Origin of the sequence: Achromobacter sp. UBA4530, assembly GCF_002388205.1 — a bacterium.
Lineage (GTDB): Bacteria > Pseudomonadota > Gammaproteobacteria > Burkholderiales > Burkholderiaceae_B > Achromobacter > Achromobacter animicus.
The window spans coordinates 72106-85747 of the sequence record NZ_DGMA01000024.1 but is presented as its reverse complement, the minus strand read 5'-3'; the positions used below and the strand labels follow the sequence as shown (position 1 = coordinate 85747).

General features: G+C 66.4%; 12 protein-coding genes and 1 riboswitch. Of the genes, 6 read left to right on the top strand and 6 right to left on the bottom strand.

The window, feature by feature from the left end:
• The 4 genes from B2W22_RS16820 to B2W22_RS16805 all read left to right on the top strand — a co-directional run.
• On the top strand, positions 1-351 hold a 351-nt coding region (locus B2W22_RS16820; protein WP_286938856.1), incomplete at its 5' end, for an aminotransferase class IV.
• Positions 352-439: 88 nt separating this feature from the next.
• Positions 440-658 (top strand): zinc-finger domain-containing protein, encoded by a 219-nt coding sequence (locus tag B2W22_RS16815; RefSeq protein WP_175123184.1) that lies wholly within the window; start codon positions 440-442, stop codon positions 656-658.
• Between the two features lie 40 nt (positions 659-698).
• Positions 699-1121: a YybH family protein gene (locus tag B2W22_RS16810; RefSeq protein ID WP_175123185.1), complete on the top strand. Its 423-nt coding sequence runs from the start codon at positions 699-701 to the stop codon at positions 1119-1121.
• Positions 1122-1138: 17 nt separating this feature from the next.
• On the top strand, positions 1139-2239 hold the full coding sequence (locus tag B2W22_RS16805; protein WP_056568815.1) for a YheT family hydrolase: 1101 nt from the start codon (positions 1139-1141) through the stop codon (positions 2237-2239).
• 7 nt (positions 2240-2246) lie between these two features.
• On the opposite strand, the gene B2W22_RS16800 is transcribed toward B2W22_RS16805, so the two are convergent.
• Positions 2247-3770: a M48 family metalloprotease gene (locus tag B2W22_RS16800; RefSeq protein WP_175123187.1), complete on the bottom strand. Its 1524-nt coding sequence runs from the start codon at positions 3768-3770 to the stop codon at positions 2247-2249.
• 56 nt (positions 3771-3826) lie between these two features.
• Between B2W22_RS16800 and galU the strand changes: the two genes are divergently transcribed.
• Positions 3827-4678 carry a UTP--glucose-1-phosphate uridylyltransferase GalU gene (galU, locus tag B2W22_RS16795; protein ID WP_286938854.1) on the top strand — a complete coding sequence of 284 codons (852 nt, stop codon included), beginning with the start codon at positions 3827-3829 and terminating at the stop codon, positions 4676-4678.
• Positions 4679-4730: 52 nt separating this feature from the next.
• On the opposite strand, the gene B2W22_RS16790 is transcribed toward galU, so the two are convergent.
• From B2W22_RS16790 to B2W22_RS16770, 5 genes are all read right to left on the bottom strand, one after another.
• Positions 4731-5603: a cytochrome c oxidase assembly protein gene (locus B2W22_RS16790; protein WP_175123189.1), complete on the bottom strand. Its 873-nt coding sequence runs from the start codon at positions 5601-5603 to the stop codon at positions 4731-4733.
• A 108-nt stretch (positions 5604-5711) separates the two neighbouring features.
• Positions 5712-6815: a porin gene (locus tag B2W22_RS16785; protein WP_286938853.1), complete on the bottom strand. Its 1104-nt coding sequence runs from the start codon at positions 6813-6815 to the stop codon at positions 5712-5714.
• A gap of 51 nt (positions 6816-6866) precedes the next feature.
• Positions 6867-9710 carry a magnesium-translocating P-type ATPase gene (gene mgtA / locus B2W22_RS16780; RefSeq protein WP_286938852.1) on the bottom strand — a complete coding sequence of 948 codons (2844 nt, stop codon included), beginning with the start codon at positions 9708-9710 and terminating at the stop codon, positions 6867-6869.
• 429 nt (positions 9711-10139) lie between these two features.
• Positions 10140-10472 carry a hypothetical protein gene (locus B2W22_RS16775; protein ID WP_175123192.1) on the bottom strand — a complete coding sequence of 111 codons (333 nt, stop codon included), beginning with the start codon at positions 10470-10472 and terminating at the stop codon, positions 10140-10142.
• A 438-nt stretch (positions 10473-10910) separates the two neighbouring features.
• On the bottom strand, positions 10911-11915 hold the full coding sequence (locus tag B2W22_RS16770; protein ID WP_175123193.1) for a sodium:calcium antiporter: 1005 nt from the start codon (positions 11913-11915) through the stop codon (positions 10911-10913).
• Between the two features lie 43 nt (positions 11916-11958).
• Positions 11959-12150: riboswitch (yybP-ykoY riboswitch) on the bottom strand.
• A 147-nt stretch (positions 12151-12297) separates the two neighbouring features.
• Between B2W22_RS16770 and B2W22_RS16765 the strand changes: the two genes are divergently transcribed.
• Positions 12298-13641 carry an aminopeptidase P N-terminal domain-containing protein gene (locus tag B2W22_RS16765; RefSeq protein WP_175184112.1) on the top strand — a complete coding sequence of 448 codons (1344 nt, stop codon included), beginning with the start codon at positions 12298-12300 and terminating at the stop codon, positions 13639-13641.
• The last annotated feature ends 1 nt before the right edge of the window (position 13642 follow it).

Here is a 13642-nt window from a genome sequence, read left to right as displayed (position 1 = left end):
TTCGTGGCCGAAGGCTCCGGCGAAAATCTTTTTCTGGTCAAGGACGGGGTGCTCTGCGAACCCGAGATCGCTTCCGCCCTGACCGGCATTACCCGCTCGACCATACACGCCCTGGCGGCCGACCTCGGCCTGCGTGTGGTCACCAAGCGGCTCACGCGCGACGACGTCTACATCGCGGACGAGGCCTTCTTCACCGGCACGGCCGCTGAAGTCACGCCCATCCGCGAGGTCGACAACCGCCAGATCGGCTCGGGCCGGCGCGGCCCAGTCACCGAACTATTGCAGAACGCGTTTTTTGACGTGGTGAATGGCCGCAACCCGAAGTACCATCACTGGCTAAGTAAAGTCTGATTCTCAATTCTGATTGGCGCGCTTTTGCCCAGCAAGACCGCATCATTGTTTCAACCTGCCGTCTATCGGTTTTTTTTCAGGAATATCCATGACCGCTGCTGCCCCGGCCGCCGGCTCCCGCGCTAACGAAGTCATCGAGGTCGGCGCCGAAGACCTTCCCGTGTTCTGTCCCGGCCCCAAGGCTCCGCTCTGGAGCATGCACCCCCGCGTCTTCCTGGACGTGGCCCGCACCGGTTCCGCAAGCTGCGCCTACTGTGGCGCCGAGTACCGCCTGAAGGCCGGCACGGTGTTGCACGGCCACCATTGAGCGGCACCGCCCCATAACACGCTTAACCGTTTCAGCAGCCATGTTCGCCACGCCCGAAGAAGCAGAACACGCGTTCTACGAAGCCCTTGAGCAGGCGGACGCCGTCCGCCTGATGCAGGTCTGGGCCGACGACGAGGAAGTCGTATGCATCCATCCGGGAGGGCTGCGCGTCGTCGGCCATTCCGCGGTGCACGAGTCCTGGCAACAGGTGCTGGCCAACGGTCCGTTGCATGTGCGTCCACTGCGCCCGCTTGTCATGCTCAGCATGATGTGCGCGGTGCATGTCCTGGTGGAACAGGTCGCGGTGCGCACGCGTGAGGGCACGCAGTTCGCCAACTGCTATGCCACCAACATCTACCACAAGGGCCCCACGGGCTGGCGCATGGTCATGCACCATGCCTCGCAGGCGCCCTCCGAAGCCGGGGTGCTCGACCTGCACGACGTGCCCGACATGCTTCATTGAACGCGGTGGATTCCCAGTTGGCCGCTGCTCGTCTTGATACAACGCCCTGCCCTGTACCCCCCTGGCTTCCCGGGGGCGACAGCCAGACGGTCTACGCCGCCCTGTTCGCGCAGTATCACCGCATCGCGTTCGTGCGCGATCGCGTCGACACGCCCGATACGGACTTCGTCGACTTCGACTGGACAGGCCCTGGTCTGTTTCCGCACAAGGCCGCCGATGGCGCGCCGGTGAGCGGCCAACGTCCGGTCGGCAATGGCAAGACCGCCGCGGCGCGCTGGATGACGGACGCAGACTGGAAGTCGCTGCCGCAAACGCCCGACACCCCTGCCCTGATCCTGTTCCACGGCCTGGAAGGCGGCAGCAACAGCCGCTATGCGCAGTCCGTCGCGCATTATTTCCGGGCGCGCGGGTGGATCGTGGTCATCGCGCATTTCCGGGGTTGCTCTGGCGTGCCCAACCGGCTGGCCCGCGCGTATTACTCGGGTGACTCGGCCGAGGTCGGATTTCTGCTCAACACCGTGCGCCAGCGCATTCCCCACGCGCGCTGGCATGCCGTCGGCGTATCGCTGGGCGGCAACGCGCTGCTGAAGTACCTGGGGGAACACCAGGAAGACACCACGTGGCTGACCGCCTGCGCCGGCGTGTCGGCGCCGCTGGATCTGGTCGCCTGCGGCAAGACGCTATCCACCGGCATCTTCAACCGGCGCGTGTATACGGCGCACTTTCTGAAGACGCTCAAGCACAAGGTCCTGGAAAAGGCGCACCGGTTTCCGGGTTCCATCGACGTCATGCGGATCGCGCACGCGCACGACCTGCGCGAGTTCGACGACACCTATACCGCGCCGATGCACGGTTTTCGCAATGCGCTGGACTACTGGACGCGCGCCTCCAGCAAGCCGTGGTTGCCCAAGATCGCCGTGCCGACGCTGGTGCTGAACGCGCGCAACGACCCCTTCATTCCTGCCGCTTCGCTGCCGAAACCTGACGAGTGTGCGCCGGGCATCCTGCTGCACCAGCCTTCCGACGGCGGGCACGCGGGCTTTCCGACAGGCAGCTTTCCGGGGCATCTGAACTGGCTGCCGCAGCGGCTGGGGCGGTTCTTCGAAACGGGTCTCTAAGCGCCCGTCAGCCCGACTTGAAGCGCTCGAGCAGCTGGCGCTCTTCGGCCAGCTTGTCCTTCACTTCCTTGATCTGCACGTCGATCTGCGACTGCTCGTAGAAGTCCTTGGACAGGCCGCGCGCCTGTTGCAGTTGCGATTCCGCGGCCGCATAGGCGCCTGTCATTACGTAGTAACGCGCCAGGTCGCGGCGCGCCTGTACGGGCTTGCCGTTGCGCTCTTCGCTTTGCGCCAGCATCTGGTAAAGGCTGGGCTCGTCGCTGCCCCACTGCTTGATCTTGGCGCGCAGGTAGTCCTGCGCCTCGGCGTGCCGCCCATTGCCCTGCAGCGCCTGCGCGTACGCGATGCCCAGCGCCCGGTGGTCCGGATAGCGCTTGGTGCCCGCCTGGGCCAGTGACAGCGCCTGCGGGAAATCCTTGCGCGCCAGCGCGATGTCCACGCCCAGCTTCGCCAATTGGGGCGAACTGCGCCCATCGGCGGACGCCAGATTCCAATAGCGTTCCGCTTCCGCAAGATTGTTGCGCTGATAGTTCTGCAGGGACAGTCCGTAATAGGCGGCAGACTGCCGCACGCCCGAGAGCGCCTGGGCCTCGTCCTGCAATTGCTGCCCGGCGGTGCGCAAGCCCACGGTATCGCGGCCCTGCACCACGCGCATCTTGGCGCGGATGTACCAGAAGTCGTCGCTGTCCAGATGGCGCGTTGCCGGCAGCGCGCGGGTGCGGTTCTGCACGTCGGACATGCGCTCGATCGACAGCGGGTGGGTACTGGCCCACGAGCCGCCGCCCGCGCCTTCGTTCAGGCGCGAAGCGTTCATCAGCCGCGCAAACATCTGCGACATGCCGGCGGCGTCGTAGCCGGCCTTGGTGAGCATCTGCAGGCCGGCGCGATCGGCCTCGCGTTCGGCGTCGCGGGAAAAGCCCAATTGCCGGTTGATGGCCGCCGCCTGGCCGAAGGCGGCCACGCCCATGGAAAGATTGCCGCCGCCGCCCGCCAGCGCCGCAAGCAACGCGCCCGCCAGGCTGGCCAGCATGAGCATGCCGTTCTGATTCTGCTGGGTCATGCCGCGCGCAATGTGGCGCTGCACGACGTGGCCGATTTCGTGGGCGACCACGGCCGCAAGTTCGGACTCGCTGGCCGACGACACGATCAGGCCCGTGTTGATTCCAATGAAGCCGCCCGGCATCGCGAATGCGTTGATTTCGGGATCGCGCACGCCGAACATCTCGACCTCGGGCACGCCGCCCGGCGCAAATTGCGCCAGCTTGCGCCCCATCGTCGTGAGGTATTGGCTGAGTTCGGAGTCGTCGATGTAAGTGGGGTCGCGGCGCCCCTGGGACATGATGGCTTCGCCCAGCGTGCGCTCCAGCATGGGCGACAGGTCGGACGACGAGGCGGCGCCCATGGAAGGCAACCCGACCGGCTGCGCCCACGCGGTGACGGGAGCAACGGGAATGGCGAGCGCCGCGCAAAGGCTAGCGATCGCGCCCCGTTTCGCAATCGAGCAAATGGATGGCATGTTCCTGCGGTTCATAAGCCTATGATAGCGATGAGCTTAAAATGTTTCATCGAATCCTCAACGAGGTATCAATGCGTCCCGTCCGTAAAGCCGTTTTCCCTGTCGCCGGCATGGGTACACGCTTCCTGCCCGCCACCAAGGCGATGCCCAAGGAAATGCTGCCCGTGGTCGACAAGCCCCTGATTCAATACGCAGTGGAAGAGGCCGTCGCCGCCGGCATCACTGATCTCATATTCGTGACCGGCCGCAACAAGCGCGCCATCGAGGACCATTTCGATTCTGCACCCGAGCTGGAAACCGACCTGGAAAGCAAGGGCAAGCATGAACTCCTGGCAATGGTGCGGGGCATTCTACCCGCGCACGTCAATTGCCTCTATATCCGCCAGTCGGCCCCATTGGGCCTGGGCCACGCCGTGCTGTCGGCCGCGCCCGCCGTGGGTGACGAACCCTTTGCCGTTCTGCTGGCCGACGACCTGATCGACGCCAATACGCCTGCCATGAAGCAACTGGTGGATGTGGCCGTGGCGCGCAACGCCAGCGTGCTGGGCGTGCAGGACGTGCCGCGCGCCGACACGCGCAAGTACGGCATCGTGGCCACCCATACCGGCGAGACGCCGGCGGACAGCCGCACCGAGCGCGTCACGCACATCGTCGAAAAGCCGGACCCGAAGGCCGCACCGTCGACGCTGGCTGTTGTGGGCCGCTATGTACTGGAAGCTGCGATCTTCGACCATCTGCGCTCGACCAAGATGGGCGCGGGCAACGAGATCCAGTTGACCGACGGCATCGCCTCGCTGATGCGCGAGCGCGAGGTCTATGCGCATCGCTTCGACGGCGTGCGCTACGACTGCGGCAACAAGGCCGGCATGTTCCAGGCCACCGTGGCGCTGGGCAAGAAGTATCACGGCCTGCTGCCGGAATGACCCGCACGGCCTGACGGGAATGCGCCAATCAGCGCGGCATTCCCGGCCGGGCTTACGACGATAGCGCCGCGCCGGACTTGGCGCGCGCGCGCGCATCGCGATCCGCCTTGCGCAGCCGCCCCTTGGCGGAAAGACGCATCAGCGTTCCCAATGCCACCATCAGGCCGATCACTTCCACCAGCGCGGCGGGGATCCACATCGTCAGCCCGCCGATCGTCTGATCGGTCTGCGCCGACATGGCGATGGCCCGGCCGCACAGCTCGAAGAGCGGGTAGATGTCGCTTTCCGTGAAGGCGATGACGGCGCCTGCGACCATCTGCGGCAGCATGGTCGCCACGGGCGAGATCACCCGACCGCCCGGCGACATGGCCGCCGGGGGCGCTGGACGACGGTCCAGAATCAGGTTCCAGTACATGAAGCCGCTGATCACCACCGACCAGTTCATGAGCCGGTACAGGCGCCAATCCAGCATCGAATAAAACTGCACCGACGGGATCAGCCAGACCAGCACGAGGAACACGAAGAGGGCCGGCACGAAAATCTTGTTGGTCAGCACGGCCACCGTGGCGCGGCCCGTACCCGTGCGCAGGAAGTCGCGCAGCCGCACGCGCCACCGCATCGGCAGGCCCGCCCGCATCACCTGTCCGGGGAAGGCCGCCATGACGAGCAGCGGTCCCAGATGATGCAGGACCAGATGCTGGATGCGATGGATGAAGAACATGCGCTCGGCGTAATAGTCGAGGCGGGTGTGCAGCGACAGGTACAGCAGGACCATCCCCGTCCAGAACAGAATGCTGCGCGCACGCGTGACGTGGTGGACCCGCTGGCCGCGTACGAACAGCACGATGGCCACCAGGAAGGAAGCCACCAGCGTGGGAGAGAACTCCCAGGGTACGAGCCATTCGAGACTATCCATGCGGGCCATCCGAGAAACGACGCGAAGACAAGGACCGGCGCGCCGGGCGCCGATCTCAGGCGATTGTAGTAGACCCCGCCGTTGTCCGCTGCCGGGCGCCGCCGGGGGCGGCATGCGTCAGAAGCGGTGCGACACGCCCGTGCCGATGCGCGTGGTGTGGGCGTTTCCGGGGTCGAACTGGTTGTCCAGCGTGTAGTTCGACGCGTAGCCGGCGAAGGCGTAGAGAGTCGTGCGTGGGGACAGGTCGTAGGTATAGCCCAGCGTCGCGACCTGCGCATTGCGCGCCGTCATGCCATTGGCCCAACGCCAGTCGGGTTTGGCCAGGGACCATTGCACCAGCACCGCACCCGGCCCGGCAGGCACGCTGACCCCGACCAGCCAGGCATCGACCGTGCCGCCCTGCACGAAGGCCGCCGGGCCCAGCCCGACGCCCAGGCCATCCGGGTCGCCGCCGTCCAGTCCCACGTAACCGTTGCGCTGGCGCGACCAGGCCACCGACACCTTGGCCACCTCAAAGTCGTACGAGGCGCCCAGCTGCATCGCCTGCGGACGCCCCTCGGCCGCCGCGGGCGGGTCGGCCAGGCGCAGTTGTTCCCAAGTCGCCACGGCCAGCAGCGGGCCGTCCTCATACTTCAGGCCCACACTGATTGCCCGAGTGTTCTGGTTGGTGCGGAAGTTGTCCTGCCCATCCGCGTCGAAGGCGTATCCGACCCCGGCCTGGAACCCGCGCCACTGCGGCGAATACCAGTTCACCATGTTGCTGAACTGGTAGTTGTCGGACGCCTTGAAGGTGGCGCCCATGCCCATGTCTTTCCAGGAGGCGATCTCCAGCGCGTCGCCGTAGGTCTGACCAACGGTGTACTGGCGGCCGAACCGCAAGTCGCCATAGTCCGCATGGGCCAGGCCGACCCAGGCGCCATAGTTGAAGAGGCGGCTGCCGTCGGCCGCGGTGCCGCTGGACGGGTCAAAGCCGCTTTCCATTTGAAAGTTGGCGGCCCAACCGCCGCCAAGGTCTTCCGTCCCCTGCAGCCCCCAGAGCGAGTCGGTCAGCCCGCCGTTCAGCAGGCCGCTGTGACTGCCCTGCCCCGACACCCGGGTCACGGCAACGCCCGCGTCCACCACGCCATATAGTTGCAGTCCGGCCCCGGCATCCGCGGCCAGCGCGGTACAGGGCGGAATCAGGCCGGCCGCCGACAAGGCGGCGCAAAATGCAATTCTCATGATCTTTCCTTGCGTTGGCGGCGGGTTGAGCCCGCCGCCGGTTGCATCAGCCTACTGCCAGCCGTAGCGGCGCACCCAGAAACCCTTCAGCGCCTGCGTCAGCACGCAATACCCGAGCAGGATGCCGACGAGCCAGGGGAAATAGCTCCAGGGCAGCGCCTGCAGCTGGAAGTATTCCGCCAACGGCGAGAACGGCAGCACAAGGCCCAGCGCGATCACCATCAGCGTCATACCCATCAGCGGCCACGAGGCGCGGCTTTGCAGGAAGGGAATCCGGCGCGTGCGGATCATATGCACGATCAGCGTCTGCGACAACAGGCCTTCGACAAACCAGCCGGACTGAAAGAGCGTCTGGTGCTCGGGCGCATTGGCCTGGAACACGTACCACATGACGGCATAGGTGGCGATATCGAAGATCGAGCTGATCGGGCCGAAGAACACCATGAAGCGGCCCAGGCCGTCCGGGTCCCAGCGCTGCGGCTGCTTCAGCAGTTCTTCGTCGACGTTGTCGAACGGGATCGCCGTCTGCGAAATGTCGTACATCAGGTTCTGCAGCAGCAGGTGGATCGGCAGCATCGGCAGAAACGGCAGGAAGGCGCTTGCGACCAGCACTGAAAACACGTTGCCGAAGTTCGAGCTGGCCGTCATCTTCAGGTACTTGAGCATGTTGCAGAAGGTCTTGCGGCCTTCGATCACGCCGTCCTCCAGCACCATCAGGCTCTTTTCCAGCAGGATGATGTCGGCAGCCTCTTTCGAGATATCCACCGCCGAATCCACCGAAATGCCCACGTCCGCCGCCCGCAGCGCCGGCGCGTCATTGATGCCATCCCCCATGAACCCCACCGTGTTGCCCTGCGCGCGCAGGCTGCGCACGATGCGTTCCTTGTGGATGGGCGACAGGCGGGCGAACACGTTGGCCTCGCGCACGGCGGCGGCAAGCTCCTCGTCGTCCATCGCCTCGATCTCGGCGCCCAGGTACACCTTGCGCACGTCCAGTCCCACTTCGCGGCAGACCTTGCGCGTGACCAGTTCAACGTCGCCGGTCAGCACCTTGACCTCGATGCCCGAGTCCTTCAGCGCGGCCAGCGCGGGTCCCGTCGACTCCTTGGGTGGATCCAGAAACGCGATGTACCCGACCAGCACGAGATCGGATTCGTCCGCGACGCCGTAAGCCTGCTGCGTGGGCGGCAGTTCCTTCACGCCCACTGCAATGACGCGAAGACCGTCTCGGTTCAGACCGGCGGTCACGCGGCGGATATCGGCGCGGCGGGCGTCGGTCAGCGGATGCACCTCGTTGCCCACGCGCAGCCGCGTGCAGGCCGAGAGCATTTCCTCGAGCGCCCCCTTGCAGATCAGTTCGTGGTGGTCGCGGCCGTTCTCGGTCTCGTTCACCACAACGGACATGCGGCGGCGCGAGAAGTCGAACGGGATCTCGTCGATCTTGCGGTAACGGCCCGCCAGATCCAGGCTGCGCGCGACCTCGGCATGCTCCAGCACCGCCACGTCCAGCAGGTTCTTCAGGCCCGTCTGGTAGTAGCTGTTCAGATACGCGTACGCCAGCACGTCGTCGCTGGCCGCGCCATACACGTCGGTATGGCGCTCGAGCACGATGCGATCCTGCGTCAGCGTGCCGGTCTTGTCGGTGCACAGCACGTTCATGGCGCCCAGGTTCTGAATCGCATCCAGGCGCTTGACCACGACCTTGCGGCGCGACATGCGCACGGCGCCCTTGGCGAGCGTCGCGGTGACGATCATGGGCAGCATTTCGGGCGTCAGTCCCACCGCGATGGCCAGCGCGAACAGCAGCGCTTCGAGCCAGTCGCCCTTGGTGAAGCCGTTGATCAACATCACCACCGGCGCCATGACGAGCATGAAGCGGATCAGGATCCAGCTCACGCGGTTGATGCCCTGCTGGAACTGCGTGGGCGCGCGCGAGGTCTGCGTGACGCGGCCTGCCAACTGGCCGAAGTACGTGTCCGAGCCGGTGGCCACCACCAGCGCGCTGCCCGCTCCGCTGACCACGTTGGTGCCCATGAAGGCGATGTTTTCGAGCTCGAGGGCATTGGCCGATTGCTCACGCGGGGACATGTGCTTTTCGACGGGCAGCGATTCGCCCGTCAGCGCGGCCTGCGCAACGAAAAGGTCCTTGGCGTTGAGGATGCGGCAATCGGCGGGGACCATGTCGCCCGCGGACAGCAGCACCACGTCGCCGGGCACCAGGTCGGCCAGCGGCACTTCGCACTGGTGCGAGCCGGTGGCATGCAGGGCGGCGCCGAAGAAGCGCCGGCCATTGCCCGCGTCCGGCGATCCCGAAGCTGGCGCTCCGGCGGCCGGCGACCCGGCGGCCGGCGGGCCGGCATCGCTGCGCAGCACCGTCGCGGTGTTGCGCACCATTGCCTTCAGGGCTTCGGCGGCGCGGTTGGAGCGCTGCTCCTGCACGAAGCGCAGCACCGTCGAGATCACCACCATCGAGCCGATGATCGCAACCGCCGTCCAGGACTGTTCCTCGGGCGCGGCCATGCGCACGTCGGTCAGCCACGACAGCACGGCCAGCGCGGTCAGCAGCAGATTGAACGGATTGCGGTACGACAGCCACAGGTGCGCTGGCCAGGACAGCGGCTTTTCGTGGTCGACCTCGTTGGCGCCGTGGCGTTCGCGCGCGGCCAGCGCCTGGGCGTCGGACAGGCCGCCCCAGCCGCTGCCGAACCGCTCGAACAGCGAATCGAAACCGAGCCGGGACGTCTCGACCATACGCTGGCTGGCGCGGCGCGCGGCTTCGGACGAAGCCGCGGCCTGATCCCCGCCTTGCTCGAGAATGGGGGCGCGGCGAAAGTGCCGGCCGGTGCGGCGCAGACGCGCAGCGGAAGAAAAAAAGGACTTCAGGAAAGCAAACATGGGAGTGCTCCGCATTTATTAAAGTTGTTGCGGGAGACACGGACTACCCTGCCGGCGGCGGCCGCGCGCGGGCAGCAGCGGGCCGCGGCGTTTCCGAGGAAATGCCGTGAGACCGCCACTGACGGGCGTGCGCAGGCGCCGGAGCAATGTTGCCGGTGTCCGGATCGCGTCTATGGCGCGCCGGGTGCGGAAAACGGAAAGGGAGCGGGCGGTGGAATCAGGACCGGGCGCCGGGGCGCGCAGGGCGCGTGCTGGGCCGGGGATTCCAGGCTGCGGGTTCCGTACGGACCGGGATGTCTATCCGGCCAGTCGGCTCGCAGGGAGATGACGGGTCAGATAGGCATGCCGGAGCCGCGCACAGGGCGCAATCGAGGCTCTGGGTCTAAGGCGCTGGGCATGATTTCTCCTGGGTTGAAAGAAAAGGCGCGATCAGGCCAATGCGGCCTGCGCGCCGAAATGCACGTGACGGACAGCAGGGTTGGCGCTCAGACGGCGCGCTTGCGTCATCAGTTCCGCCCGCAGCTCCGGGGGGCAATTGACGGTGATGCAAGCCGATGCGAGATCCGGCTCCTGGCCTTGATCGATCTGCACTTGCGCGACATCCAGGCCGGCGGCGCTGAAGTCCAGGCAGATCTGCTTGCGCAGGGCGCCGAGCTCACCGCGAGGACAGATCACCGTCAGCCGGGACGTGCCGCGACGGCGGCCCAGGGCGGTGGCACGGTCCACGCCAGCGCGGCGCAGGAACAAGTCGAAGAAACGCATAACGACCTCCATGACAAGAAGGCGGAGCGTGATCGCGAACACGAGCGCAGCCGGACAACGCCCTTGCGGCGGGCACGACGAACGTGCACGAACGCTGGCGCTGCGACTAGCGGCGGTTCTGGCGGTTTATGTCGGGGGGAGTCCCGGCAGACCGTAGGCCTGCACTATGGGCCGGGCTGATGCCTGGCGCTTGGGATACACCGCAACCTGAATGACAGGATGCGGCAGACGGAGTTCTGCGTGGATCCTGTCAGACAGCGACGTCGATGCAAGATCGACAACTTTCGCCGGAATCGGTATTCACGAAGACAACTCCTGGGATGGAAAACACGGCGAGTTTACGCGGGTTTGTACTGATGGACAAGGGTCTGACGCACTTTTGACACACAAATGAAGCAAAGCCGGACAGGCACGGAGAGGCCTGCCCGGCAACTGCGCTCAGGCGTAGAAGTGCCAGCCCAGATAGCCGGCGAACAGCGCATACAGTCCGCCCACCGCCGACAGCGCCGGCACGCTCATGGCCGCGCGGCGGAAGCGCATCCACAACAGGCCGATGGACACCATGGTGAAGAGACCTGCGGCCAGCAGGGGCGCATCCAGCACCCACGGCGTCATGAAGATGCCGAGCGCGCTGGGGATGGTGGCCTGGATCATCATGGCGCCCGAGATGTTGGCGAGCGCCAGACGCTCCTTGCCCTGGCGCACCCAGATCAGCGCGTTCATGATTTCCGGCAATTCGGTAGCCACCGGCGCCAGCAGCAGCGCGGCCACGTGCGGCGACGCGCCCATCGCAATGCCGAGCAGTTCAATCTGGTTCACGAAGACGTGCGAGGCGCCGGCGATCACCACCAGCGCCATGATGGTCTGCGTGGCGGCCCAGAACATGGTCGGGTTCTCGTCGCGGGGTCGCAGCTTGAGCGGCTCGAGGTCCTCGCAGTCCAGGCATTCCTCGTCGTTGCTCAGCTCGCGCTTGATGTAGAGCGCGTAGGTGGCCAGAAACACGAAGCCCAGCCACGGCTTCCAGGCGAAGGCCAGCAGCCCCAGGCCCACCTTGAAGATGAAGATGCCCATGAACCAGGCCTGGTCGCGGGCCAGCCGGCGCTGGTCCGCGTTGATACAGTCTGCCTGCGCGGGTTGGCCGCGGCGCGCGCGCCACAGGGCCAGGCCGACTACGGCGTAGGCCAGCGTGGCCAGCACGAGAGGACCGCCCATTGCGGCGCCGACGCCGATGTCCTTTTGTTCTGGGGTATCGCCGAAGACAACGGCCATGAAGGTGACGGCGCTTTCCGGCAGCGCGGTGCCGAAGGCCGCCAGCACGGTGCCGGTGGCGGTCGCGCCCAACTGGAAGCGGTGACCGACCCATTCGACGCCGTTGACGAAGAACTCGCACGCGACGTAGATCACTGCCGCGGACAGGAAGAACAGAAACAGGGTGAGCAACATGGGAATGCGGCCGGACGAGCAGATACCATTGGCGCGACGCAGCGGCTCGCCCGGCCAAGGGTGAACGCTACGCGGCCAAAGGTCTCGCCTGGCTGATCCACGCGGCGGCAAGCCGGACGTGGGTGCCGTCAGCGCCATGGGGTTCTAGCGGCTGCTCCGCAGCACTGAACCACCAAGTCTGTTGACGCTGACTCCTTTAGGGGAAAAGGATGGCTACTCCCCAATGACAGAGCGGCGATTGTAGCAGCGGTTCGCGCGCCGTCCAGTCATCACCGCACCGCCCTCGCGGATTCGCGCGCCGGGGTGTTGCATTCGCGGGATGGCGGGTAAAGTAGGCCCCATCTTTCGCCCTTGCCGGGGTGCCCGCCCCGACCCGCCCGCCATGAGCCTGCCTCCCGACGACATCGCCCCTTTCGCCGCGCGGCGCCAGCGCCTGATGGAGCGCATGCGCGCAGACGGTGGCGGCATCGCGATCCTGGCGACGGCGCAGGAAGCCATCCGCAACCGTGACGCGGAGTACCCCTACCGGCACGACAGCGACTTTTTTTACCTGACCGGCTTTACCGAACCGGACGCGTGGCTGGTCCTGGTTGCCGGCGCCACGGACCGGGCCGTGCTGTTCTGCCGGCCGCGCCATGTCGAGCATGAACTCTGGGAAGGCAAGCGTTTCGGCCCCGAGGCTGCCGCGGCCTACTTCGGCTTTGACGACGCCCACCCCATCGACGCGCTGGACGAGCTGGTGCCCGCGCTGATGCTGGACCACCCCACGCTGTACGCGCCGCTGGCCGGCGACAAGCGCACGGATGGCCGCCTGCGCCGCTGGCTGGCCGCGGCCCAGGAAAAGAGCCGCGGCGGGCACACGCCACCGACGCGGCAGCAGGACGTGCGTCCGCTGTTGGCCGACATGCGGCTGATCAAGGACGCCTCGGAGATCGCGGCGATGCGGCGCGCGGCCAAGATATCGGCGGGCGCGCACGCGCGGGCCATGCGCGTTGCGCGGCCGGGCATGCGCGAATACGAAATCGAAGCCGAGCTGCTCTATGAATTCCGCCGGCATGGCGCGCAGTCGGTGGCGTACAACAGCATCGTCGCCGCCGGGGCCAACGCCTGTGTGCTGCACTATCCGGCCGGCGAGGCGGTGCTGCGCGACGGCGATCTGGTGCTGGTCGATGCGGGCTGCGAGGTCGACAGCTACGCCAGCGACATCACGCGCACGTTTCCGGCGAACGGCCGCTACAGCGGCCCGCAACGCGCGCTGTACGACCTGACGGTGGCGGCGCAGGATGCTGCGGCCCAGGCCACGGCACCGGGCCGCACCTTCAACGACGCGCACGAGGCCGCCCTGCGCGTCCTGGCGCAAGGCATGCTCGATCTGAAACTGTTGAAGGGGTCGCTGGACGGCGTGCTGGAATCAGGCGACTACAGCCGCTTCTACATGCACCGGACCGGCCACTGGCTGGGGCTGGACGTCCACGACGTGGGCGACTACCGCCAGCCCGGCGCGGCAACCGGCGCGGAGCGGCCGTGGCGCACGCTGGAAACCGGGATGATGCTGACGATCGAGCCGGGCATCTATGTGCGCCCGGCGGACGACGTGCCTGAGGTCTACTGGAATATCGGCATCCGCACCGAGGACGACGCGCTGGTCACGGACGAGGGCTGCGAACTGATTACCCGAGGGGTCCCGGTGCAGGCCACCGAGATCGAGGCGCTGATGCGCGAATAGC

Coding starts and splice junctions, on each gene's coding strand:
- B2W22_RS16815 (WP_175123184.1), top strand. CDS start 440: ATGACCGCTGCTGCCCCGGCCGCCGGCTCCCGCGCTAACGAAGTCATC.
- B2W22_RS16810 (WP_175123185.1), top strand. CDS start 699: ATGTTCGCCACGCCCGAAGAAGCAGAACACGCGTTCTACGAAGCCCTT.
- B2W22_RS16800 (WP_175123187.1), bottom strand. CDS start 3,770: ATGAACCGCAGGAACATGCCATCCATTTGCTCGATTGCGAAACGGGGC.
- galU (WP_286938854.1), top strand. CDS start 3,827: ATGCGTCCCGTCCGTAAAGCCGTTTTCCCTGTCGCCGGCATGGGTACA.
- B2W22_RS16790 (WP_175123189.1), bottom strand. CDS start 5,603: ATGGCCCGCATGGATAGTCTCGAATGGCTCGTACCCTGGGAGTTCTCT.
- B2W22_RS16785 (WP_286938853.1), bottom strand. CDS start 6,815: ATGAGAATTGCATTTTGCGCCGCCTTGTCGGCGGCCGGCCTGATTCCG.
- mgtA (WP_286938852.1), bottom strand. CDS start 9,710: ATGTTTGCTTTCCTGAAGTCCTTTTTTTCTTCCGCTGCGCGTCTGCGC.
- B2W22_RS16775 (WP_175123192.1), bottom strand. CDS start 10,472: ATGCGTTTCTTCGACTTGTTCCTGCGCCGCGCTGGCGTGGACCGTGCC.
- B2W22_RS16770 (WP_175123193.1), bottom strand. CDS start 11,915: ATGTTGCTCACCCTGTTTCTGTTCTTCCTGTCCGCGGCAGTGATCTAC.
- B2W22_RS16765 (WP_175184112.1), top strand. CDS start 12,298: ATGAGCCTGCCTCCCGACGACATCGCCCCTTTCGCCGCGCGGCGCCAG.